This window comes from Allochromatium tepidum, from assembly GCF_018409545.1.
In the GTDB taxonomy this organism is placed as follows: Bacteria; Pseudomonadota; Gammaproteobacteria; order Chromatiales; family Chromatiaceae; genus Thermochromatium; species Thermochromatium tepidum_A.
The window spans coordinates 1,220,376-1,240,505 of the sequence record NZ_AP024563.1 but is presented as its reverse complement, the minus strand read 5'-3'; the positions used below and the strand labels follow the sequence as shown (position 1 = coordinate 1,240,505).

The following is a 20,130-nucleotide window of genomic DNA, read 5'->3' as shown; positions in this document are numbered from 1 at the left end:
CCAAATACCATCCATCAGGATCAGTGATTGCTCTTGCCCCAGGTGTCGCGCAAACCGACGGTGAGGTTGAACACCGGTCGCTCGGACGTCGAATCGGGATCGGCGACGAAATAGCCCTCGCGCTCGAACTGGAAACGCTCGCCCGGCAGCACGCCGCGCAGATTCGGCTCCAGCATCGCGCCGGTCAGCACCTGCCGCGACTCGGGGTTGAGATCGGCCCGATAGTCGCTCCCGCCCGCCCCCGGCATGGGCACGTTGAACAGCCGGTCATAGAGCCGCACCTCGGCGGCCACCGCCTGTTCAGCCGCCACCCAATGGATCACGCCCTTGACCTTGCGCCCCTCCGGATTCTTGCCCAGGGTGTCGAGATCGGCCCAGCAATGCAGCTCGACGATCTCGCCGTCCGCGTTCTTGACCACCTCGTCACAGCGGATCACATAGGCCCCGCGCAACCGCACCTCGCCGCCCGGAATCAGCCGCTTGAAGCCCTTGGGCGGGGTTTCCTCGAAGTCGGCACGGTCGATATAGACCTCACGCGCGAAGGGCAGCGTGCGCGTGCCCAGCTCGGGATCCTTGGGATGATTGGCCAGCTCGATGCTCTCGGTCCGATCCTCCGGATAGTTGGTGAGCACAACCTTGAGCGGATTCAGGACCGCCAGCCGGCGCGGAGCATGGGCATCCAGATCCTCGCGGATGGCGTTCTCCAGCATCGCCATCTCGACGCGATTGTCGGACTTGGTGATGCCGATGCGCTCGCAGAAGACGCGGATCGCCGCCGGGGTATAACCGCGCCGACGCAGTCCGGCGAGCGTGGGCATACGCGGATCGTCCCAGCCGTCGACATGCCCCTCGCCGACCAGATCGGTCAGGCGGCGCTTGCTCATCACGGTGTATTCGAGATTGAGCCGGCTGAACTCGATCTGGCGCGGACGGCTCGGTACCGAGACGTTGGCGATCACCCAGTCGTAGAGCGGACGATGGTCCTCGAACTCCAGGGTGCAGAGCGAGTGCGTGATGCCTTCCAGCGCGTCCGAGATCGGGTGCGTATAGTCGTAGGTCGGATACAGACACCAGGCGGTGCCGGTCTGGTGATGCACCACGCCATGCTTGATCCGGTAGAGCACCGGATCGCGCAGATTGATGTTGGGCGAGCCCATGTCGATCTTGGCGCGCAGGGTCCGCGAGCCGTCCGGGAACTCGCCGGCCCGCATCCGCGCGAACAGGTCCAGGTTCTCGGCCACCGAACGCCCACGCCAGGGACTGTCGCGACCCGGCTCGGTAAGCGTGCCGCGATATTCGCGCATCTCTTCGGCCGACAGATCGCAGACATAGGCCAGACCCTTCTCGATCAGCTCGACCGCGAAGCCATAGAGCTGCTCGAAATAATCCGAGGCGAAATAGAGGCGGTCGCCCCAGTCGAACCCGAGCCAGCGCACGTCGGCCTGGATGGCCTCGACGAATTCGACGTTCTCCTTGTGCGGATTGGTGTCGTCGAAGCGCAGATTGCAGATCCCGCCCAGCGACTCGGCCAGACCGAAGTTGAGCACGATCGACTTGGCGTGCCCGATGTGCAGATAGCCGTTCGGCTCGGGCGGAAAGCGGGTGACGATCCGGTCATGCGTACCGGAGGCGAGATCCGCCTCGGCGATCTGGCGGATGAAATGGGTGCGTGGCGACTCGGCGGCGTCGGTCATGATGTCTCGGCGGGCTGGATTGAACGATGATCGACGTATTTTACCCGTTGCCCGCCATCCACTGTATGGTTTTCGCCGGGTGTTCAGGCTGAAGATCGCGGCCTGTCTACCGGAAAATGATCCGTTACAGCATCCATTGGCCGTATGATTCCCAATCATGGCCGCACACCACTGAGGCGCCCTTTCACATCACGGAGCTGTCCGCTATGTTGATCGCCAACCCCATGTACGACGTGGTTTTCAAGTTTCTGCTCGAAGACCAGATCGCCGCCAAACTGTTGATCGGCACCATCATCGGCGAAGAAATCCTCGAGCTGGAGTTTCGTCCCCAGGAACGCAGCCACCGGGTCGACGCCGGCGGCGAGCGCTTCCTGACGGTGTACCGGATGGACTTCGCCGCGCGCATCCGCAACGCCCAGGGCGAAGAGCGTCAGGTGCTGATCGAGCTGCAAAAGGCCAAGTTCCCCACCGACATCATGCGCTTTCGCCGCTACCTCGGCAGCCAGTACCGCGACCCGGACAACACGCGCCTCGTCAATCTTGATGAAGCCAAAAACCGCCAGGTACGCCAGGGCCTGCCGTTGCTGACGATCTATTTTCTCGGCCACCGGCTGGAGCACAGCACCGCCCCGATCATCCGGGTGCGTCGCGACATCGTCGATCTCACTACCGGCGAGCCGCTCACCGAGAAAGAACCCTTCATCGAAGGACTGACCCACGACAGCTACATCATTCAGATCCCCGAACTGCACCGCGAGCGGCGCACCGAAGTCGAGCAAATGCTGCAAATCTTCGATCAGGGTCGGGTCATCGACGACAAGCATGTGCTCGAACTCGACGAAGCCGAGGTGCCGCCCGCCTATCGGCCCTTGATCCGACGCCTGCAGCTGGCGTATGCCGAGCGCGAGATTGCCGAAGTCATGGAACTGGAGGATGAAATCCTCGATGAACTCCGGGAGCACGAACGCGCCCAGGAGTGGTTGCGGCAACAGGCCGAGCAGGCCCGGGCGCAAGTCGAGCAAATCCAGGCTCAAATTGAGCAGGTCCGGACTCAGGCCGAGCAGGCCCAAGCCGAGGCCGCGCGCGAGCGCGAAAGAAACGAGCGATTGCTGGCCCTACTGAAGCAAGCGGGCATCGAGCCGGATCGAACGTCCGACTGAAGCGGTGCCGCGCCCGATCCGGGCAACAGTGACATGATCGCCCGCACGCCAACCTCAGCCACCGAGGACATCGCCCATGCTGATTCGCTTCGAGACCCCGGCCTATGCCACCATCACCATGTTCGGCGACGTAGCCGTCACCCTCATCAAGCTGATGGGACACAGCGGCGCGGTGCCCGGCGCACTGCTGGCCGAAGACGTACCTGCTGCTCTGGAGCGCCTGAAGACCGCCGTCGCCGAGCACCCGGACGCGACCCTCGACCCGGCCACGCCGCACCCGCGCCGAGGCGACGAATCACCGAACGTCAGCCTCGCCCATCGCGCCCTGCCCCTGATCGAACTGCTGGACGCCGCCGCGCGCGAGGGCGAGAACGTCATGTGGGAGTAGGCACCGTGTTGCGTATCCGAACGGCTTGCGGCAGCATGGCGACTCCGATTTGCGACCGTCGATCGACACACTATCGAGGAAGGGGCATGGACTCTCTGCCGCGCGAGGCGCCGAGATGAAGACACTGCCGAAGGGCGCGAACGCGCCGCTGTCGAGTGCAGGCACAGTGCACATCGAACTGCGCCGGCCGCCGGGCCGGGATACCTTGGATGTCGTGTGCTTCGCCGTCGGTGCCGATGGGCGGATTCCGAGCGACGACTGGTTCGTGTTCTACAACCAGCTCCAGGCGCCCGGCGGGGTCGTGGTGCTGTCGACGCCCGCCGCCGGTCGCGCCGAGATTCGGGTGCAACCGGAACGTCTTCCGGCCGCTGTCGATCGTCTCGTCATCGCCGCCGCCCTGTCGCACGGCGCGTTTCGCGACCTGATCGGCGCCCGGCTCACGGCCACGCCTGCCACGGGTGAGCCGCTCGCCTTCGAACTGACCGAGGCCGGAGACGAGCAGGCACTCATCTTCGCCGAACTCTATCGCCACGGCGCCGGCTGGAAGCTGCGTGCCGTCGGCCAGGGCTTTCGCGGCGGACTCCAGCCGCTGGCCGAGCATTTCGGCGTGGCTGTCGCCGAGGAGGCGTCAGCCGGGACGCCACCGAGCGATCCGGCACCACCGATGCCGATTCCGCTCGAATCCGCTCCGTCGCCAGCGTCCGAACGACACCGGCGACGCGCGCGCCCCGGCCGGCTGGCCTGGAGTCTGGCTCTGCTGATCCTGCTCGCCACCGCGACCGGCGCGATCCGGATGTTCGCGCCCGACTGGCTCGAACGACCGGCCGAACTCTGGGCCGAGGCACGCGAGCGTTTCAGCCCCGATCCGAGCACGGGCGCCACGCTCGATCCCCCTCAGCCACCGCCCGCGACGGCCGAGCGCGACGACGGCGTAACGGCCTGGCGCCGCCTCCCGACCCTCTATCAGGCGCCGACCTGCCCCTGGGAGGATGCTCAGGTCTTCGAGCGTTATCACGCGCTCGGCGACAACTATGTCCGCATCCTGCAGCGGGTCGAGCGCAGCAACAAGCTCCTGGGCAAGTGGCGCAACGAACTGCGTCAAATGACCTCGGGGTGCGCCGCGCCCTTCATCGACGGCAATCGCCAGGAGGCCGAGCAACTGGGCCAGCTACCGATCGCCGCCTGGATGGATGAGTCGATCAAGCTCAACAACTGCGCCGGACTCCTGATCAAGCGTCTCGACAAGGAGTTGAACCAGGAGTCCAGACCCATCATCCTCCAACGCCTGGTGCGTGAGGCCGACCGCGCGCGCAATCTCGAATCGGATCTGACCGACATCGCGCGCGACCTGGCCTATCTGCGCAACAAGACCGCGCGTCTGCTCGACGGCTTCCAGGAGAACATCGAAGCCTGCGGCCACTGAGCCTCGCCGACGCCGCGAGACCGACGACCAACCACGAGGACTCCAGATGCCCGATCGTTCCATTCCAACGCGCCTTCGACTCCGGCCCGGGCTGCTGCTGTGCGCCCTGCTTCTGAGCGCACCGCTCTGGGCGCAGGAGGGCCAGTACAGCGCCCGCAACCCCAACCGCAGCAATCCGACCGTCATCCTCGAAGCCGAGATGTCCAACATCCGCGCCTCCAGCGCCCAGCTCGGCGCGCGCATCCAGACGGCGATGGAAAAGCTCGAAGAGGTCGCGCGCCTGACCTCGGAGCAGGAGAAGGAGGCTCAGGTCGACAGCCTGTTCTTCACCCTGCGCGACGAGGTCTATGGGGTGCTCAACAAGCTCGATCTCAACAGCGACTTCGCCGATGCGCTCAACCGCGCCAAGGAGGGCACCATCGTGCTCAAGAGCTGGTTCGAGCGCCAGCCGCCCGACTATCCCAACCGTGAGCAGAGCATCGCTCAGCTCGAGCGCGCCATCCAGGAATACGACATCGTCGACGAGCGTCTGAACCAGAGCCGCACCCTGGCTCAGGAGAAGCTCTCGACCATCATGCGCCAGCACCGGGTGATCCTCCAGGAGATGAAGATCGGCAAGGTGCTGGAGGCCATCGCCGCCGCGCGTTCGGTGGTCGAGGGCCTGAACGACATCACCCAGGCCATGACGGTCGTCGAACAGAAGACCCAGCAGAGTCTGCAAGCCTCGGTCCCCATCGCCAATTGAGAGGAACTGCCCATGATGAAGAAGACATCCGCCCTGCTGCTCGCCGGACTCCTGACGCTCGGTAGCACCGCCGGTCTCGCCCAAACGGCCGATCAGCCCGACATGGGCCGGCTGTTCAACAAGGTCAACGCCGTGGCCGCCCAGCTCCAGGAGAATCTGAGCGGGCTGGAGGCCGACATCCAGGCCAGCCGTGACTCCATCGAGAAGGGCGGCGAGGTGCTCGACGCCATGCTCGAATCGGTCAAGCGCGTCAACGCGAGCATGGACGAGAACAGCGAGATCTGGACCGAACTCGACGCCCTGCTCGAACTCTGGGAGCAGCGCCGTCAGGAGACGCTGACCAAGTCCGAATCCAATCCGGCCTTCCTGCCGATCGCGCAGGCCTGGCAGAGCCGGCTCGACAAGGGGCGCGAACTGCGCAACCAGATCAGCACCGAGCGCGCCAATTCGCTGGCGCTGATGCGTGCCATCGAGTCCGACCGCGACATCGTGCTGGCTTACTATGAGCTGGGTCAGGCCGACAAGGCGATCGAGAGTCTCCAGAAGGTCGGCGCCAATCTGACGAGCCTCAACGAGAACATGCAGGCCATCGTCAAGACCGCCAACGATGCGCAGCAGGTGCCGATCGCGCCATGAAGCCGACCGGCATTACCGGTCCGCACGCGCGGTTCCGGCTCCTGCTGTCCTGCCTGGGCCTGATGTTGGCCGCCGACTCAGGAGCCGCGCCGCCTGAGCCGGCGGCCTCGGCGTCGACAACGCCGCCGGCCATCGACATCGGCTCGGACCGCGCGGCGCTCCAGGCCCGGCTCGACGACATCCAGCGTCTGCTGACCCGGCTCGATGACTTGGAGACCCAACTCATCGCCCAGGCCCAGCAGGCGCTCGACCGCGCCGACGCCGCTCAGAACCACGACGAACGCGCGCGCCAGGAACGCCTCTACGGCGAGATCGGCGCCCGGATCGCGGAACTGCGGACCACGCGACGCGACATCGCGCATCAACTCCAGGTGCTTGAACAGACCCTGGATGACTCTGCCGCGCCCCAACCGGATCGATAGATGTCTCCACCCGCTCAGCCATCGCTCGATCTCGATCAGGCCGCCGGGCTGTTCTCCGAGCGACAGATCGCCCGGCCGCTGATCGTCGCCCTGCTCATCACACTGGCGCTCTATCCGACCCTGATGCATTTTCTGGAGCCGGACGCCCTGCCCGACTGGATCGGGCGCTATCTGGGCAATGGCTACTGCCGTTTCATGCTGGCGTTGTTCGTCGCCGGCGCACTCTATGCCGTCCTGCAATATCTGGGGCTCCAGAGCGAACGCCGCGCCTTGATCGGGCGAGATACGCCGGACCAGGACGGTCGCCAGTCCGTCCGCTCTCGTCTCCAGGACTGGATCGACTTTCTCTCCGGACGCGAACAGGCCGACGCCGCGCGGGTTCCGGTCGCGCTGCGACGCTGGCACGACCGGACCCACGCCCGCGAGGACTCGGTCCATCTGAGCGACTATGTGCTCCTGGTGCGCGGCCGGCAGCATCAGCACAACTTCGCCCCCATCGGTTTCGCCATCTGGGTGCTGCCCATGCTCGGCTTCATCGGCACCGTGCTCGGCATCACCCAGGCCATCGGCGGACTGGCCGACAGCGTCGCGGTCACGGCCGTCGATGGGGGTGGACTCGGTGGGGTGCTCGGCGGACTCCAGTTCGCCTTCGACACCACCTTCGTCGGGCTGGTGCTGGTGATCCCGCTGATGCTGGCCCTGCTGGTGTTGCGCGCGCGGGCACAGACGCTCGACATGCTCTATTACCGGCGGCTGCTCGACCGGCTGTTCCCGGACACCTCTGCGGACCCGGACGCGGCCGACTGATGCGTCACCGTCCATCGATACCGCTGATGCCGGAGCCGAATCTGCTGCCCTTTCTCGATCTGGTGCTGGCCTTCGTCGGCATCCTGATCGTCGTCTTCGCCTTGCAAGCCCGCAACCGGCCCGAGACCGGGCGTCCGCCGGCGATCGACGATCTGATCGTCTGCCAGGCCGATGGCGTGGTGACACTCTATGCCGGACCCGAGGCCGAGCCGATCGTCTATCGCGAGACCGAACTCGATGCGCTGCTGGCACGACTCGCGGCTCAGGGTGACGGCGTTCGCAATCTGGTCTTCGCGCTCACCCGGGACTGTTTCGGCACCCGTCGCGCCTTCGAGGACGCCTTCAGCCGCTTCACCAGCCGGCTCGATCCGCGCGCCGAAACGCGCCGGGCGTTCCGGCTGAGCTTCCGTCCGCTGTCGACGGTGCCCGAGACTCTACCCCGTCTGCTGACCGAGTGGCGCGGACATGGAGACTGACGGACCGACCCCGAGCGCCTTTCTCGACATCGCCACCAATCTGCTGGCGATCCTGCTGATCGTGACGCTCTTCGCCCTGGCCGCGCCGCGTCAGTTCACCGAAGGGGCCAGCCAGATCCCGGCCCGTCCGAGCGCCGGGCCGCGCTTCGTCGAGCCGCAGCGCGAACGCTTTCCGCCCTTCTCGCGCTTCTATTTCGTGCTCGCCGATCGGGTGGCGGTCTGGGATCAGGAAGCCGTGGTCGACGTGCTCGCCGCCGCGCCCGACACGCGCTCGGGCGCCACCTGGCAGGGGCGTTTCGTCTGGCGGCCCGAGCCGCTGGTGACGCGCGACATCGATACCTTTCAGTTGGAGTTCCGGCTCGATCGCGAGGCGATCCTGAGCCGGTCGCCGCCCTGGAGCGCCGAGCAGACCGAGCGACTGGTCGATGAACTGGCCCAGGACGCGGCACGCGATCGGATCGCGCCCGTCTTCATCGTCCATCCCGACGGCCTGGAGACCTTTGTGCCGCTCTACGAACGGCTACAGGCCACAGGTCAGCGGTTTCGCTGGTTCACCCAGCGGCCGGACGAACCCGTGCTGATCGGCCGTCATGTCGCCCAGTTCACGCATTATGGCCTCTATTGGTAGCCCGATGCTCCCGCGACGCCCTGACTCACAGCTCATGCCGCGCCTGACCACGCTGGGGCTGTTGATGGTATTGAGCGGCGTGCTCTGGGGACTGGCGCGCGCTCCGGATCGATCCGCCGAGACGGGCGGACTGGGTGATTCGGCCGAGGCGCGTCAGGCCGTCGAGGCGTGGGAAACACTCTGGTCGGACCTCGCCGAGCGTGGCGTCGCGGCCCTGAGTCCCACGACGAGCGACTCCTCGCGCCGCGCGGCGGGCGACACGGTCTTCATGCGCTATCGCAATCTCTGGGGTCGGATCGACGACGAGGCGCGTCTGGCCTTTCAGCTCGCCGCGCTCAGTGGCGATCCCGCGCGCAAGCTGGCTTTGATCGAACCCTTGACGCAGACTGAAGAGCCGTTGATCCGCTTCCGCGCTCACCTCGAACTGGCACGCCTCCAGCGGCGCCGGCATGACTTCGAGTCGGCGCAGGTCGCGGCGCGCGCGGCCCTGGAGGTGCCGGATCTGCCCGAACGGCTACACTCCGACGCTTGGTTCGTCCTGGCCGACAGCGCCTGGGAGCAGGATCGGCTCGACGAGGCCGAGACGGCGTTGAATGCCGCCGTCGCGGATGACCCCGGATTCTGGGACGCCCGCCGACTGCGGCTCGAAGTGCTGGCGCGCCGGCTCGCGGAGCCGCGTCAGCGCGGGGCCGTCTGTCTCGATCGCACACGGCGCTTGATCCAGGATCTCGGCGCCCTACCCGCCCTGGCCGAGGATCAGACGCAGTTTCGCGATCTCGCCGACCGTTTCGCGGTCCAGGGCGCGCCGACCAATGTCGCCCTCGCCCTGGTCGCGGGTCTGGGCTATCACTGGTCGGGCGATGTGGAGCGCGCGCGGATCACGCTGGAGCACGCCGATCCGTTGCGTGGACGGCTGCCGGAGGCTTGCGAGCGCCTGATCCTGGCGCGGATCAGGGATTTGGTCGCTTCGACCACCAGTGACTCGGCATCGCCCCCCGGCGCCCGGTCGAATCGGCCAGACACGATTGCAGGCACGAGCCCCTCGGAGCGCCCCGCGATGCCGGAGCAACGACCATGAGCACGGCGATCGTGCTCTGTGGCTGGATACTGTTGATCGGGGCGGCCGGTTGGTGTCCCCCGTGTACCGGGCCTTGGGTACGCCGGTTGGCCTTGGGTCTGACCCTGACGACCCTGCTCGTCTCGGATCTCTGGCGGACGGTGGCACGGGCGCTCCAGGGCCATGAAACCTCGCCGCTGGCCGGTCCCGAGTCGGCCTATCTCAGCCTCTGGATCCTGGTGTTGCTGCCGATCCTGCGCCGCCAACTCGACCGCCGGGCGCTGGAGTCCCACTTGCTCGGCGGACTCACGGCGGCGGCCGCCTTCGGGCTGGCGCATGAGAGCGCGCCGCTGATCCTGGCGGGCCTACGCGAGTCCTGGCCGAACCTGGGACAGACCGGCGGCTCCATCCTCGCGGTCGGCGTCCATGTGATCCTCGGACTCGCCGGATTGACCCTGCGATGCCTCATGGACCCGATCCAGGATCGGCATCCGGGGCGATTTCCCTGGGACTATCCGGCCTGGTACGCCGGCTTGATCGCCATGCGTCAGGCTTTAGCCTAGCGGCTGTCGCCACATCAAGCCTCACTGATCGCCGGAACGATCTTCGAGGCGACCAAGCTGCCGCTGACGACTTGGTTGCCGGCGATGTTTCCGCTGAGGCGGCAGAAAAATGGGATCTCGGCGCCGGAGCTCAAAACGCCATCTCGGGGTCTCCTGTCTGACGGCCTGGCGGGTTGAGCACAAAACCTCGGCGAGTTCTGCTATCGCTTCAATCGCCGCTTCGACTTGGCCGCCAGGCTTCCTCGGCTGGGCAAGGCGGCGCTGCACACCCCACCCATGCCGCACCGCCTCCTCAAACCGGCTGAGCTATGTTAATAATCAGGTTCTCTTTTGGGGCCATCGAACCTTGGACCGGGAACGGCCTGATACGGCATCATTGGCGCAATTCTCTTGGCCCTGAGCGAGCTCCGCTCGCGCTCATCCGTTTCTTGACCCATGTCGAATCAGCCGCTCCCCGAACACACAATCGACGACCGCCGCCGTTTCAGCGGCTTGGCACGACTCTATGGCGAGGACGGACAGGCCCGGCTCGCGGCGGCGCATGTCTGTGTCGTGGGCCTCGGCGGCGTGGGTTCCTGGGCGGCTGAAGCACTGGCGCGCAGCGGCGTCGGCCGTCTGACCCTGATCGACCTGGATCATGTCGCCGAATCCAACATCAACCGCCAGATCCAGGCCGCCGATCCCACACTCGGTCAGGCCAAGATCGAGGCCATGCGCGCGCGCATCGCCGGCTATGCCCCGGACTGCGACCTGACCCTGATCGAGGATTTCCTGACTCCTGAGAATGCCGCCGAACTGGTCGGCGCCGGTTTCGATCATGTAGTCGATGCCATCGACTCGGTACGTGCCAAGGTGGCCATGATCGCCGTCTGCCATCGAGCCGGCATCCCGCTCGTGACCTGTGGCGCGGCGGGCGGCAAGACCGATCCGACCCGCATCCGGGTCGACGACCTTGCACGCACCATCCAGGATCCATTGCTGTCTCGGGTGCGGGCTCAGCTGCGCAAGTCGCACGGCTTTACCCGCGAGCCGAACAAGCGCTTTGGCATCGAGGCGGTGTATACCATCGAACCTGTACGCACTCCACCCGCCGCGACAGTCTGCGACCCGAGCCGTCCGGGACCGACCGGGCTCAACTGCGCGGGTTTCGGTTCCGTGGTGACGGTCACGGCCGGCCTGGGGCTGTTCGCGGCGGCGCGAGCCATCAACGTACTGGCCAATCGGATCTCGCATGAAAAGTGCGTCTAACTTTTTTACCCCTACGGAGTTTCAAGCACTTAGCTGCCTGTGGGAGTCCAAAAATGGCCAAAGTCGAGAACAACAGCCTTTTGGATTCCAGCGTCCGCCGTAGCGTCTGGCCCCTTTCCCACTGAACGTCTGAGTGGCGAATCGAGCGGTGGTGATGCGCTAGGCCAGGCGCGAATCTGGCGGCATCAGACATCAGTACGGCGTCAACAGAATGCCGTACCATTTTCAGCTCAACCTACATCATCATGTCGTGACAGCCCATACCGTTTCATCTTCTGCCACAGCGTCTTGCGGCTGATGCCGAGCCGGGCGGCGGTCTGGGTCATGTGGTAGTCCTGTTCGACGAGCGCGGCCAGGATCGCGGCCCGTTCGCCGGCTTCGGTCTGCTGTCTGAGACCGGTCTCGGCGGGTGTGGCGTCGGAAGATTCCAAGCGCAATCGCTCGCCCTGCCCGAGGATGCAGGCGCGCTCCAGGGTATGCTGCAACTCGCGCACATTGCCCGGCCAGGATTGATTCAGCAACCACTGACGATCCGCCGCCCCGAGCCGGCGGCGCTCATCCGGGAAGCGTGCGCCATGCTCGGCCAGGAAGCGTTCGGCCAGCCACAGGATGTCCTCGGGCCGCTCGCGCAGCGGCGGGATCGCGATCTCCAGCACCCGTACCCGGTAGTAGAGATCCTCGCGAAAGTGCCCGGCGCGCACCAGGGCGGCCAGATCGCGATGGGTGGCGCACACCAGACGCGCGGCGACCGCGACCGGCTCGACGCCGCCGATGCGGGTCAGTTGGCGCGACTGCACCACCCGCAGCAGACGCGATTGCAAGGCCAGCGGCATGTCGCCGATCTCATCGAGAAAGAGCACCCCATCGCCGGCCTGCTCGAAGACACCGGGACGACGGCGCTCGGCCCCGGTGAAGGCCCCGCGCTCGTGGCCGAAGAGTTCGGCCTCGATCAGGGTCTCGGGCAGCGCGGCACAGTTGACCGCGACGAAGGGCGCCTGCGGACACTGACGCCGATGCAGGGCGCGGGCCACGACCTCCTTGCCCACGCCCGATTCGCCGCTGATGAGAACCGGCGTCTGCGGATGGCGCGCCAGACGGTCGAGTTCGGATTCGAGGCGGCACATCGAAGGCGAAATCCCCAGGCGTTCGTTCTCACCGGCCTCCCGGCGCGCGTCGCGGCAAGGCGCACTCGTGGCGGCGAGCGCACGCAGCTTGTCGATGAGCGCGCCCGGATCGAGCGGCTTGGTCAGATAGTCGGCCGCGCCGAGCTTGAGCAGACGCACCGCGTCCTCGATGGTGCCGTAGCCGGTGATGAAGAGCGTGGGCGGCCGCGCGATACGCGACTCGATCAGCCGCTCGAACAGGGCGATCCCGGACAGGTCGGGCAGATTCACGTCGATGACCGCCAACGCCGCCTCGGTCTGGCGCAGCGCCGCCAGACCGGCGCGCCCCGTGCACTGCCAGTCCACCTCGAATCCCTCCAGGGTCAGACGCTCCACCAACGCCTCACCCATGATGGCATCGTCCTCGATCAGACAGACCCGTGTCATATCACGCACTCTCTTATGCAACCGGTCGACCCAGCGGCAGACTGACCCGGAAGGTCGTCAATTCGCCCTCGGAATCAACTTCGATGACGCCGCCGAGCTGGGAGACGATCTGATAGCAGATCCATAGCCCCAGTCCGCGCGCATGGGGTCGAACCGCCGGATAGGGTTCGAACAGATGGGCGAGCTGATCGGGCGGGATCGGCCGGCCGCGATTGCGCACCCACAGCCGCAGGCGGTCGCCCTCGCTCAGCAGCCGCACCCGCACCGCCCCGCCGTCGCGTGCGGCCTCGATGGCGTTGAGCAACAGGTTCAGCAGTAACTGGCGCACCGGCGCCGCCGGTAGTGTGGTCGCCACATCGAAGGCATTGTGCCAGATCAGCCGCACGCCGGACTTGGCCAATCGCGGTTGGGCCAGGGTGCGCACATCGTCCAGATCGCGCGCCGTCAGCGGACGCGGATCGGCGCGCGCCTCGACCAGCAGCGCCGAGACCGAGTCCTGGATCTGACGCAGTGCGCGCTCCAGCAGATCGAGCAGGCGGGCCGTGCGCGCGTCCGGAGGTTGGGCGCAACGATAGGCGTCGATCGCCATCAGCATACCGCCGAGTGGGTTGTTCACCTCATGTGCGACTCCGGCGGCAACCCGCCCGACTGCGGCCAGCCGCTCGGACTGGAGCATCTGATCCTTCAGCGCCTCCTGTTCGGCCAGGGCCGCAACCATGGCGGCGAACTGGCGTCCAAGCTGACCGATCTCACTGTCATCGCCGGGCAGTGTGCAGTACAGCCGACGCGGATCTTCCTTGCCGACCCGGCTCATGCAGCCGCTGAGCCGGGTCAGGGGTGCCACCAGGCGCCGTCCCCACAGCCAGCCGAGCGGCACCAGCAGGGCGAGCACGCCGACCGTCACCAGCACGCCGCCGACCAGGATCTCGCGAAAGCGCGGCAGATAGGGCGTATCGGACAGCAGGGCGATCAGTTCGCCGACCAGTGTGCCGTCGCTGAACAGCGGCAGGCGCAGCAGACGCTGGGCCTCGGCCTGATCGACCCCGTTCGCCCGTGCAAGCGGTTCGATGCGATCCGGCTCAACGGTCGCCGGCAGCCAGGGCAGCGCCTCGTTTACCGGCTGATCGAGCCGATAGCGACGCGGCCGGTTGCTGGCGAAGACGCGCCCGGCGGCATCGACCAGGATCCATACGGCTTCCCCGGCTTCAGCGCCTTCGGGACCGCGCAGCAGCGCATAGGCCAGCCAGACATCCTCGTTGCGCAGCGCCTGGATCAGCATCTCGGCCCAGGCATGGGCCAACATTGATGCGTTGCGCCCCTGATCCTCGCGCAGATTGACCAGGGTCTGTCCGCCGAGTGCGAGCGCCAGACAGAACGCGGTCAGGATCGCCGAGACGCTCAGACTCAGCGGCAGGCGGACGCGATAGCTCGCCCAAAAGCGGCTTATGTTCACCCGCTTCGCCCCAATTGGCGTGCCATCACCGCGATATCCGCGAACAGGGCCGGCTTGGCGGTGACGAAGCCGTCGAGGTTGAGTTCCGCCAGCAGCGCGCGGCCGGCGGCGTCTCCCGCCTGCCCGATCAGGATTTCGCGCAACCGGGTGCGATCCGCCGCCGGCAGGTCACGCGCGGCCACGATCGGCGGAAAACCGAACAGGGGCGAGCGCAGGATGATCCGCGTCTGCCCGGTCAGCGCCGGATCGCGACGCGCCAGGGTCTCCCAGACATAGCCATCGACCGCCGCGCCGTCGGCCAACCCCTCGGCGACCGCGACCACGCTGCGCGGGTGTCCCCAGGTGAAAAACGTTCGTCGAAAGAAGTGATCCGGATCGCGCCCGAGGCCGGCCAGATACGACCTCGGGTAGAGATAGCCAGAGTTGGAGTCGGGATCGGCCCAGGCGAAGAGTCGGCCCGCGAGTTCCTCGAAGGATTGGACGCCGCCCTCGGCGGCGGCGATGACATAGGCGCGGTAGAGCGGCTGCCCCTGGAAGGACGGCACCGCGATCAGTTCCAGCGCGTCCTGATGCCGAACATAGGGATAGCCGCAGATCCAGGCCAGATCGAGCTGACCGCCCAGCAGTAGATCGAGGATCTCGCGATAGCGTGCGCGCTGCACGAAGACCACCGGCCGCCCGAGCCTTACACCCAGCCAGGCCGCCCAATCGTTGAGAAAGCCGACGCGATCATCGAGCATCACGGCGGTGACGCCAAAGCGTACCGGCGAAGCCCCCAACACGGGCCAGGCCGCGCCGAGCGTCGTGGCGACCAGGTGGCGGATGAAACGGCGGCGATTCAGTGTCATCAAGGGTTGTCGATTCGGTGGCGGATCCATGAAGGCGCGTGGCAATGGATTATCGCCGATCCGCCGGAGCCGGGGACGGCAGATCCAGCTCGACCGCATCCAGCAGCCGGGCGCGCGGATCCGGCGTGTCCAGGTCTCCGGCTCTGAAGCGGTACCAGAGTTCGGCGCGCAGACGGGTCATCGTCCTGTGGGTGGAAAGCGCGATCTCGACCGACGTCGGCGGGCCGGGGGGCAGGGTGCGGTCTTGCCATTCGTTCTCGCCGTGCCGCTCCCAGCCGTAGCGCACCGTTTCGCGCCAGACGGTGATGCCCTCGGCATCCAGCCCGCTGACCGTCAGCCAAACCGCGCGCCCCGTGGTTCCACCCGGCAGGGCATGGCCGGCGCGGTGGCTGACCCGGATCAGGACGAGGGCGCCGTCATTCGGGGTATGGCGGAGCGACAGCCTCAGCCGGGCAACGTCGTCCAGGAAGCCGGCGACCGAAGGGCCGATAAAGCCATGCCCAGCCTTGGCTCCACCCGGCGGCAGGTGGCAATCCAGACAATCCTTCCCCTGAAGCGCGGCTGGGTGCTCGCGAAAGCGGCGAACGGTACTCTCGCCGGGAGCATCATGACAGCGGGCGCAGATGTCGGGTACCTGGAGCCGGGGATAAGGGTGCCCTGCCCGGCCATGACAGTCGTTGCAGCTCAGGCCGGCGCCGCCGGAGGGCGCGTGGCAGACGAGACAGCCCTCAGGCGTGCCTTGCTCCATCCATTCCCGGCGGAAGACCTCGCCCTCCGCTCCCTGCGCCATCCGGGTCACGGCGAAGGTCTGCACGATCGCCGCGTGACAGTCGGCGCAGGGGCGCGACTCGCGATCCGTCACGTCTGAAGCGGTCACGCCAGGAGACAAGACGGCCAGCAGCCATAGGATCGGCTGAAGCGGCTCGATTCCATCGACCAGGGGATTCACGAGCATTCTGATGTTCAATGGAAGCGATCGGCCGGGGTGTTCATCTCGCACAGTCCGCGTGGGATGACGAAGGGGCGGCTGCCGGGTATGGCGAAGCCGGCCTGTGGATTCACGACCGGCAGGCCGGCGGCGCGCCAGGCAGGCAAACCGCCGGCCAGTACCTCGACTCGATAACCGAAGCCCAGGAGCCGGTTCATCCAGGGCGCCGGGTCGGTGCCGGGTTCGACGATCAGCACCGCGTTTCCGCCACGGCTGTCGGGCAGATAGCCGGCAGGGTCGGTTCCGGCGTCCAGCGCGCCGGGGATGGTGCCTGTGAGGTAGGCCGCGCGGCCACGGGTGTCGAGCACCAGCGGCGGTTCGTCCCGGACGAGCCGGCTCGACAGCGTCTCGGGGTTCAGGGTCGGCGTGGGCGGCCCACGGTCCTCACCTGCCGTGCCGACGATCACATGGACGAGCGCGGCGACCGCGACCATCAGCCGCCACTGTCGCCACGGCGAGCGCCCCCGGCCGCGCGACTCAGACGGCTGCATGACCCGAACGAGGCATCAGAGCGACGGACACCTCGGGCGGACGCGGTGGGGCCAGGGCCGCCAGCAGTGCCTCCACACCGACGGCTTGAAGCAGGTCGAACCCGATCACCACCCCATCCGCCCCGCCCTCGCGGGTGAGGTTCTCAAGATGGCGCGCTTCGGCGGCTCCGCCGGAGAGCCAGAGCCCCTCGGGATACTCGGCCCGCGCTCGCTCCAGAAGATCCAGATCCAACCCCCGACCGCGTCGCTCGGCCTCGCGGGCGTGCAGCCAGATCTGCTCGAAGCCCAGGTCACGGGCACGCCGGAGGGTCGGAATCAGCAGACGGTCGCCATCCGTGACCCGATAGCCGTGGATGGTGGCCGCGTCCGGTGTGAAGAACTTGAAGCCTTCGCCGCTGTAATTGGCCATGCGGTAGCTGACCTCCTGCGGATAGACGGTCAGGCGCGGCAGCCAGTTGCGCTCCGGCTGGGCGTCGCGCAGGGCGGCGCAGGCGTCCAGTCCGGCGTCGACCACACACGCCGGGGCGGCGTTCGCGTCCCAGTCCGCTTGCGCATCCGCACTCGGAATGCAGAGCGCGGCGACTGGGGCAGGCAGGGTGCCGGCCTCGCGCGCGCTGAGACAGCCGGCCTCGACCACCAGCCCGGCGAGTCCGGAGAGCCGTTGCGGATCCAGCCCCTCGGGCAGGGGCCGATTCAGGTACAAGTAGAGTTCGGTCATCAGTTCCTCCGCGAGAAACCCCGTCCTTCAGGGCGGGGAGGGAGAGCGGCTACGACCGTGCAGCCGCCGGAAACGGATGCAGGCTTTCCACCTGCCGGGCCGTGAGGCTCTGCCCGTAAGGGCCTGGTGACGGTGCGGCGTCTCACGACGCGACACGCTCCCCTCGCCAATGTGTGCCACCGGCTCCCGCCTGACGGCGGCGACCCGAACCTTCGACGCTTTACCTTTCGTCAGCATGGTCCGGGCCTTTCAGAGCGGCGGACTGAGGAAGCATCCGCCGGTGAGTCTTGACGACCTGTTGCACACGGAGCCCCTTTCGACCGTCCCGGTCAGGCGGGCTGAGGCTGGTCAACCCAGCTTGCTCTCACAAGCTCCGCCCTTCAGGGCGGGGTAGTTGACCCTCAATCCTCGATCAGACGTTCCCAGAAGGCCGCGTGTGCGGCACGGGTGTTGGGGTCGGCATTGCGCAAGGCGGCCTCGGCCTCCCGCTCCAGCGCGGCGCGGAGTTGATGCGCGAACTCCTGGAAGGTCCGGGCGGCGGCGCTCTCGGGCAGCGCCTCGACCAGGGGACGGCCGGTGTCGGCGAGCACCTGTCCGGCGGGATCGAGCGGCAGGCGGCCCAGATAGGGGACGTGACGGCGGCGGGCGAGCGCGCGCACGTCCGCATCCGGGAACAGCGGCATGGGCTCGCCGCAGCTCGGACAGACCGGATGGCTCATGTTCTCGATCACCCCGAGCACCGGGATGTCCAACTCGTGGAAGAGTGCGATGCCGCGCTCGGCGTCCACCTGGGCGAGCCGCTGCGGCGTGGTTACCAGCACCGCCCCGCTGACCGGCAGACGCTCCAGCAGACTGAGCTGGACGTCGCCGGTGCCGGGCGGCAGATCGACCAGCAGCACATCCAGATCCGGCCAGGCGACGCCATAGACCATGTCCATCAGGGTCTGAGTCACCAGCGGTCCCTTCCACACCAGGGCCGCCTCGGGCGGGATGCGCTGGGCGATCGAGAGGCTGTGAACGCCGTGGCCGACGGCGGGGATGGCGCGCCCTGCCGCGTCCTGCTCCAGTTCGGTGTCGGTGCCGAGCATCCGCGCGATGGAGGGGCCGTAGAGATCCGCGTCCAGCACGCCGACGCGCAGACCCTGGACGCGCAGGGCGCAGGCCAGATTCACCGTCACCGTGGACTTGCCGACCCCACCCTTGCCGCCGGCGACCAGGACGACATCGCGCACACCGGGGATGGGCTCGCCGGGCTCGGCATAGCCCGGGGCCGTATCGGGCTCCGGGTTGATGGGGGCTTGACTGGTGCCGGAGCGAACCGGGATGGGGATCGGCGGCTCGGTCCGGCGCATGGTGTCCGCGCGACAGTCCATCGGCCCGGTCTCCTCGGGGGACTGCACTGGCACGGCTTCCGCCGACACAGTGCGTCGGGCACGCATGGCATACCCTTCTGGTTGGTCCGCCTGATCGAGACCCAGCCTGCCGGCGACTCGCCCAGCCAGCGCCTGGAACCAGGCACTCGCCGCCGTCTCCGGACTCGCCACCAGCGGCGGACGTCCGGCATCGGACGCCTCGGCAAGCGCCGCATCGAAGGGCAGCCGCGCCAGCAGCGGCAGGCCGGTCAGCGTCGCCAGCTCCGCGCCGCCGCCCGCGCCGAACAAGGCGCTCTCGGTTCCGCAGCGACCGCAGACCAGACCGGCGAAGTTCTCGACGATCCCCAGACAGGGCACCGTCAGATCCGCGAACATCTCCATCCCGCGCCGCACGTCGTCCACCGCGACCTGTCCCGGCGCGGTGACGGTGAGGATACCGGCCAGCGGCGCCTGGCGCGCGACCTCCAGATGCACGTCGGAGGTACCGGGCGGCAGATCGACAAGCAACAGGTCCAGTTCGCCCCAATCGACCTCGGTGAACAACTGCGCCAACCCGCGCTCGACCAGCGGGCCGCGCCAGATCAGGGCCTTGGTCTCCGGCAGCAGGAAGCCGAGCGAGACGACCTTGAGCCCGTGCCGCTCCAGCGGGCGCACCCGCATACCATCGGGTGTGGTCTCCATCCGGCCCGAGAGCCCGAGCAGGGTCGGCGCCGAGGGGCCGTGGACATCGGCATCCAGCAGGCCGACCTGGAGTCCGCGCGCGGCCAGTGCCAGGGCCAGGTTGACCGCGACCGTGGATTTGCCCACCCCGCCCTTGCCGCTGTGCACGCCGATCACACGGCGAACGCCCGGCAGCTCGGAACGCAGGCAGATCGAGCGCGGACGCGGCTTGACCACCAGGCGCTCGACGCCCGACTCGTCCGCGAGCAGCGTCTGGATGGTCTCGGCCAGGGCGGACTGGGCCGCCTCGCTTGGGAAGCGCTCGGGATCGAGCAGCACCCGCACCGCGCCGCCCGTGGCGACCACGGCATAGACCTGGCCGTCCGTCACCACATCCAGACCGCGCGTGGCGTCCTGGATCTGACTTAGGACCGTTAGCAGGTGCTGCTCCAGGCGCGCATCCGCGTCCGGATCGTTCCGCGACCGTTCCGGTGCAGCGATCTGGCTCAAGGGCATATGAGAGACTCCTCCAAATAGCGGCGGATGATGACCGCCTCTTCTTCATCGATGACCTGATCGGCCTCGTGCAGACGCCGCATGGTGTCGACGATGGCCGGGCGCTGCCGGGGCGCGAACTCGCATAGACGCTCAACGCGCAGCTCGTGGCAGGCGGCACAGCGGGTCTTGAACAGCGCCTCGGGCGTGCGCGGGCGACTCAACCACAGATAGCCGCCAAAGAGCGCTCCAAGCAGGCCGAGACTGAGCAGGGTGCGGATCAGCCACGGCGGCACGCGCCCAGCCA

The 20,130-nt window shown here is 67.4% G+C and carries 21 protein-coding genes and 2 pseudogenes; 14 read left to right on the top strand and 9 right to left on the bottom strand.

Features of this window, described 5'->3' with window-relative positions:
• Nucleotides 1-20: 20 nt before the first annotated feature.
• On the bottom strand, nucleotides 21-1,694 hold the full coding sequence (locus Atep_RS05850) for a glutamine--tRNA ligase/YqeY domain fusion protein (protein WP_213380766.1): 1,674 nt from the start codon (nucleotides 1,692-1,694) through the stop codon (nucleotides 21-23).
• Nucleotides 1,695-1,900: 206 nt separating this feature from the next.
• Between Atep_RS05850 and Atep_RS05845 the strand changes: the two genes are divergently transcribed.
• From Atep_RS05845 to Atep_RS05790, 14 genes and pseudogenes are all read left to right on the top strand, one after another.
• On the top strand, nucleotides 1,901-2,854 hold the full coding sequence (locus tag Atep_RS05845; protein ID WP_213380765.1) for a hypothetical protein: 954 nt from the start codon (nucleotides 1,901-1,903) through the stop codon (nucleotides 2,852-2,854).
• 76 nt (nucleotides 2,855-2,930) lie between these two features.
• Nucleotides 2,931-3,242: a DUF1840 domain-containing protein gene (locus tag Atep_RS05840; protein ID WP_213380764.1), complete on the top strand. Its 312-nt coding sequence runs from the start codon at nucleotides 2,931-2,933 to the stop codon at nucleotides 3,240-3,242.
• A gap of 115 nt (nucleotides 3,243-3,357) precedes the next feature.
• On the top strand, nucleotides 3,358-4,665 hold the full coding sequence (locus Atep_RS05835; protein WP_213380763.1) for a TerD family protein: 1,308 nt from the start codon (nucleotides 3,358-3,360) through the stop codon (nucleotides 4,663-4,665).
• A 46-nt stretch (nucleotides 4,666-4,711) separates the two neighbouring features.
• On the top strand, nucleotides 4,712-5,410 hold the full coding sequence (locus Atep_RS05830; RefSeq protein WP_213380762.1) for a hypothetical protein: 699 nt from the start codon (nucleotides 4,712-4,714) through the stop codon (nucleotides 5,408-5,410).
• A gap of 15 nt (nucleotides 5,411-5,425) precedes the next feature.
• Nucleotides 5,426-6,046: a hypothetical protein gene (locus tag Atep_RS05825; RefSeq protein ID WP_236786553.1), complete on the top strand. Its 621-nt coding sequence runs from the start codon at nucleotides 5,426-5,428 to the stop codon at nucleotides 6,044-6,046.
• On the top strand, nucleotides 6,043-6,468 hold the full coding sequence (locus Atep_RS05820) for a hypothetical protein (RefSeq protein ID WP_213380760.1): 426 nt from the start codon (nucleotides 6,043-6,045) through the stop codon (nucleotides 6,466-6,468). Before Atep_RS05825 ends, Atep_RS05820 begins: the two co-directional genes overlap by 4 nt.
• Entirely contained in the window at nucleotides 6,469-7,275 is an 807-nt protein-coding gene (locus tag Atep_RS05815) for a MotA/TolQ/ExbB proton channel family protein (RefSeq protein WP_213380759.1), read from the top strand.
• A gap of 26 nt (nucleotides 7,276-7,301) precedes the next feature.
• Nucleotides 7,302-7,751: a hypothetical protein gene (locus Atep_RS05810; protein ID WP_236786550.1), complete on the top strand. Its 450-nt coding sequence runs from the start codon at nucleotides 7,302-7,304 to the stop codon at nucleotides 7,749-7,751.
• On the top strand, nucleotides 7,741-8,379 hold the full coding sequence (locus Atep_RS05805) for a hypothetical protein (RefSeq protein WP_213380755.1): 639 nt from the start codon (nucleotides 7,741-7,743) through the stop codon (nucleotides 8,377-8,379). Before Atep_RS05810 ends, Atep_RS05805 begins: the two co-directional genes overlap by 11 nt.
• Before the next feature lie 34 nt (nucleotides 8,380-8,413).
• A complete protein-coding gene (locus Atep_RS05800) occupies nucleotides 8,414-9,457 on the top strand; it encodes a tetratricopeptide repeat protein (RefSeq protein ID WP_236786547.1) in 1,044 nt (347 codons plus the stop codon).
• Nucleotides 9,454-9,999, top strand: a complete 546-nt coding sequence (locus Atep_RS05795) for a hypothetical protein (RefSeq protein ID WP_213380754.1) — start codon at nucleotides 9,454-9,456, stop codon at nucleotides 9,997-9,999. Before Atep_RS05800 ends, Atep_RS05795 begins: the two co-directional genes overlap by 4 nt.
• A gap of 15 nt (nucleotides 10,000-10,014) precedes the next feature.
• Nucleotides 10,015-10,183 (top strand): annotated as a pseudogene (locus Atep_RS16590) (IS1595 family transposase); the annotation flags it as partial.
• Nucleotides 10,184-10,185: 2 nt separating this feature from the next.
• Nucleotides 10,186-10,314, top strand: a pseudogene (locus Atep_RS16585) (IS1595 family transposase); the annotation flags it as partial.
• A 120-nt stretch (nucleotides 10,315-10,434) separates the two neighbouring features.
• A complete protein-coding gene (locus Atep_RS05790) occupies nucleotides 10,435-11,247 on the top strand; it encodes a tRNA threonylcarbamoyladenosine dehydratase (protein WP_213380752.1) in 813 nt (270 codons plus the stop codon).
• A gap of 230 nt (nucleotides 11,248-11,477) precedes the next feature.
• Here Atep_RS05790 and Atep_RS05785 read toward each other — a convergent pair whose 3' ends face one another.
• The 8 genes from Atep_RS05785 to Atep_RS05750 all read right to left on the bottom strand — a co-directional run bounded on the left by Atep_RS05785 (nucleotide 11,478) and on the right by Atep_RS05750 (nucleotide 20,119).
• Nucleotides 11,478-12,797, bottom strand: a complete 1,320-nt coding sequence (locus Atep_RS05785) for a sigma-54-dependent transcriptional regulator (RefSeq protein ID WP_213380745.1) — start codon at nucleotides 12,795-12,797, stop codon at nucleotides 11,478-11,480.
• 13 nt (nucleotides 12,798-12,810) lie between these two features.
• Nucleotides 12,811-14,250, bottom strand: coding sequence for a sensor histidine kinase (locus Atep_RS05780; protein ID WP_213380743.1), 1,440 nt, complete (start codon nucleotides 14,248-14,250; stop codon nucleotides 12,811-12,813).
• Nucleotides 14,247-15,098: a substrate-binding domain-containing protein gene (locus Atep_RS05775; RefSeq protein WP_213380742.1), complete on the bottom strand. Its 852-nt coding sequence runs from the start codon at nucleotides 15,096-15,098 to the stop codon at nucleotides 14,247-14,249. The genes Atep_RS05780 and Atep_RS05775 overlap by 4 nt, the downstream gene beginning before the upstream one ends.
• Before the next feature lie 49 nt (nucleotides 15,099-15,147).
• Complete coding sequence (locus tag Atep_RS05770) at nucleotides 15,148-16,053, bottom strand: hypothetical protein (RefSeq protein ID WP_213380740.1); 906 nt, start codon at nucleotides 16,051-16,053, stop codon at nucleotides 15,148-15,150.
• An 8-nt stretch (nucleotides 16,054-16,061) separates the two neighbouring features.
• Nucleotides 16,062-16,520, bottom strand: a complete 459-nt coding sequence (locus Atep_RS05765; RefSeq protein ID WP_213380738.1) for a rhodanese-like domain-containing protein — start codon at nucleotides 16,518-16,520, stop codon at nucleotides 16,062-16,064.
• Nucleotides 16,521-16,563: 43 nt separating this feature from the next.
• Nucleotides 16,564-17,295: a hypothetical protein gene (locus tag Atep_RS05760; protein WP_213380736.1), complete on the bottom strand. Its 732-nt coding sequence runs from the start codon at nucleotides 17,293-17,295 to the stop codon at nucleotides 16,564-16,566.
• Between the two features lie 401 nt (nucleotides 17,296-17,696).
• Entirely contained in the window at nucleotides 17,697-19,844 is a 2,148-nt protein-coding gene (locus Atep_RS16880; protein ID WP_213380734.1) for an Mrp/NBP35 family ATP-binding protein, read from the bottom strand.
• Nucleotides 19,835-20,119, bottom strand: a complete 285-nt coding sequence (locus tag Atep_RS05750) for a hypothetical protein (RefSeq protein WP_213380723.1) — start codon at nucleotides 20,117-20,119, stop codon at nucleotides 19,835-19,837. Before Atep_RS05750 ends, Atep_RS16880 begins: the two co-directional genes overlap by 10 nt.
• Nucleotides 20,120-20,130: the final 11 nt, after the last annotated feature.